Origin of the sequence: Paraburkholderia franconis (genome assembly GCF_009362735.1) — a bacterium.
GTDB lineage: Bacteria > Pseudomonadota > Gammaproteobacteria > Burkholderiales > Burkholderiaceae > Paraburkholderia > Paraburkholderia franconis.
Genome location: NZ_WHNP01000183.1, coordinates 1 through 3,209, shown reverse-complemented (window position 1 = coordinate 3,209; position 3,209 = coordinate 1). Strand labels below are relative to the sequence as shown.

Here is a 3,209-nt window from a genome sequence, read left to right as displayed (position 1 = left end):
CTCTGTGAAAACACCAGCAGGAGCCACGCGATCTTCCGAATCGACCTGAGCGGATAACCCTGTTCCTGACAATGTACGAGGAAGCGCTTCCTGGATTCCACGCAGGGCGCGAGATTGTGGGCAGCAAGAACATGCGGACGCGTAAAGAGAGTCTCGAACATGATATTCCCCCATCATTGATCAGTGGAATATCAGTATCAGCCTGAAAATTATGTCGTCATGGAAACGTCAACGCGATAGACGATGCGGGGTTCTTGAGAACCACTGTGACATATTTTTTACCGCACCATACTCGTGACCCAGACCACGATTGTTACGCGTGCCCTCCATGCCGTAATGATCGAGCAGAGCTGCGTAACGCGTCGTGAAGTCCTCCTGTTCGGTCAGGTTCCTGAAGGCCGCCGACAGGCTGTCAGTGCGATGTTCGCGCGGGCAACCTCCCGCCTGCCATAGAGCGTTCTGCAATCCGGTCGCGAGCGCTTCGAAACTCTCACCACCCTCAACCACGTTCGCATACTCCCAGCGTGAGAATGCCAGCACGAAGTGATACAGCCGGTGGCCAAACGGGGCGCCGCCGATCGTCACGCACAGCTTGCTCATATCTGTGAAGTCCGACAGTCCACGCACGCCGGGCTGGTGCTCCTGCGGGAAGAACACCTCCTGGGTAGGGCCCTCGAGAGCGCGCCACTGGCGAATACGCCGCTCCAGCGTACGCCGCATGCTATCGGGATAACGATCCGGGTGATCATCCTGCAGCTTACGCAGGACCGTGATGCCCATCAGGTGGGGTGCGTTGCGCAGCAACGGCACGACTTCGCTGTCCCAGACCTCGGCGAATGGATCGGGACGGGTCCGCCACGAATGCCGTGGCTTCTGGGATGGCAACGTTGCATCGCGTTCGATGCGGCGTGCCGTACGCACGCTGATGCCGGTCTTGGCGGCCGCCACCTCCTGCGAATGATGTTTGCGCTTGTTCATGTAGAGACGAACCTGTTGGTCGGTAATGCGGGTTCCAGACATGAGCTGACCGCTTCTTATTTAAGCTTCGATCAGCCCATCCTAAAGCCCCGCCGACACAGCGCTGCCGGTGGCTCGTCGTCTCCGGCGGCTACGCCGCCTGCGACTCCTCACCACCGGCCAAAACAATCGTCAACGACCGGCCAAGATAATTGTCGCCGCCCACGCGGCGATCTCGTGCTCGAACTGACCGATTGCGGCCAGCACTGCGCGTAGCTGCGCGACCAGTGCCAGCACGTGCAGCCGGCACGGACCGATGATCGCCGGGTCTTCAGTCAGCGCTGCCGCCGCGCGAATCGCCCCGATACGGGCGCTGATCTGCTTCGCACTGCGACAGTGGTGTGTGTGGAAGAATGCTTCAAGGGTCGTCGTGCGTGCCTGCTTAACTGAGCGCAACGTTGGCCAGCGGTCGAGAAAGTCGCAGAACAGCATCGTGCCCCGGTCATGAAACCATTCAAGCGCCTGCGGGTAATACTGCTTGAGCGTGTCGCACAGCCGGTTGGTCAGCCGGGTCTGGTCGCCAACCAGTTGCCGGCGCCGCTCAACCAGACTCACCAGCGTCCGCATCTGGACGCTCTGCGGCTTCAGGGGGCCGAACCGTTCTGGATGGTGCAGAAGGAGGTCAAGCGCGAGCTCCGCATCGCCCGGATCGTCCTTGGCGCCACTAGGGTGGAACGCCTCGCGATATTTCGCCAGGGTCGCCGGGTTGATCGGAAACAGCACAAAGAATTCGTACTTCTGCAGCGCAGCGACGATCGGTCCCTTGGCCAGTTCAATGGCAACCGCAACCGGACCACCGAAGCGGCGATGCACCGTGTTTGCCCATTCGTCGATGGCCGCGACCTGATGTCGGATGCAGCAGGACTCGCGCCTGGTATTCCCGGATGCCTGCAGGCAGATATCGTGTTTCGTGTCCGCCCAGTCGATACCGACATAGGCCGTAAAGGAATGCTCGGCTAGAGGTGACATGTGGACCCCTGCAAGTGCTAGATTACGTGAAGGGACATGCATGCCTGCGTCCAGCGAAGGCGATATAGCAAGCCGGTCGGACGGCAAACCCTGAGTATTCGGGAGAGAGGGTAGCCGCATTCCCTCTCGAAAACGCGGCCCCCGAAGAACCCTGCGAGCGACTTTCACCGCACAAGGCTCGCGCACAGCGTGAAGCGCCTTACTGACGCCGGTCTTGCCAATCTACTCAAGCCCTTCGCAAACACCGCATCGTTGATCCATTCCGTCGCCGGAACAAGGGCGCTGAACCGCTGATAAGCGGTCTCTCACAAGCTGCCCCGTGTCGAATCTCAAATGTGGAATTGCGACAGCTGCACCACGCGGAAGTCTGCACCCTTTCGGGTCGGGGCAAATCTTGAACCCCTATGTGACCCGTTACAGGTCACCATTCGCTTTCTCCGCGTTCTCTTACCCGCTTCTCCAACAGCTTCCCTCGCGAGTCACCTGCCATCGGTCCGATGTTCTGCACCGATGGCGGAGAATCGGGCTTACCACGTTCCCAGTCTTGCCGACGCAACAAGGAAGCTGTGCGTTGCCTTGCCCCCACACCGCACGGCTGCTGGCAGTGTCGATTCCTGCCGAGTCGCCACGGTGAACCGTCTACTGAAGGGTACTTTGTCTCCGGAGCTTCGCACCCGATCGTTACCAATCGCGCACGTCCGGATAGGCAACTGCTGGTCGTGCAGCAGGTCACATTTCGACAGATCCCGAATGTGACAAGGCAAGAAAGAGCTTTGCCGTCAACTTCATTGCCGATTTACGTCCGGCGGACGGCGACACGTGTCGCACGCTGAAATGAAGTATAGCGGCATCGATCTGCACTCGAACAACGCTGTAATCGCCGTGATCGACGATCAGGACCGTGTGCTCTACTGCAAGCGACTAGCCAACGATCTGTCATCAATCATCGCGGTTCTCGCCTCGTTCCACGAGGACTTGCAAGGGGTCGTGGTGGAATCAACCTACAACTGGTACTGGCTTGTCGATGGCTTGATGGCAGCGGGTTTTGCCGTTCACCTCGCAAATACCGCTGCCATCAAGCAGTACGAGGGCCTGAAGTACGCAGGTRATGAACGAGACGCCGTGTTTCTCGCGCATCTCTTCCGGCTTGGGCTTCTCCCAGAAGGTTACATCTATCCGCCGGAGGAGCGGGGCCTGCGTGATCTCGCCCGCAAGCGCATGCA

At 59.5% G+C, this 3,209-nt stretch carries 2 protein-coding genes and 1 pseudogene; 1 reads left to right on the top strand and 2 read right to left on the bottom strand.

What is annotated here, in order from left to right:
* Nucleotides 1-261 precede the first annotated feature (261 nt).
* Both istA and GCT13_RS47245 read right to left on the bottom strand, forming a co-directional pair.
* Nucleotides 262-1,020: pseudogene (gene istA / locus GCT13_RS47250) on the bottom strand (IS21 family transposase); the annotation flags it as partial.
* A gap of 129 nt (nt 1,021-1,149) precedes the next feature.
* Nucleotides 1,150-1,986 (bottom strand): IS110 family transposase, encoded by an 837-nt coding sequence (locus tag GCT13_RS47245; protein WP_193727984.1) that lies wholly within the window; start codon nt 1,984-1,986, stop codon nt 1,150-1,152.
* An 834-nt stretch (nt 1,987-2,820) separates the two neighbouring features.
* Here GCT13_RS47245 and GCT13_RS47240 point away from each other — a divergent pair.
* A partial coding sequence (locus GCT13_RS47240; protein WP_152768391.1) for an IS110 family transposase occupies nt 2,821-3,209 on the top strand: 389 nt, incomplete at its 3' end.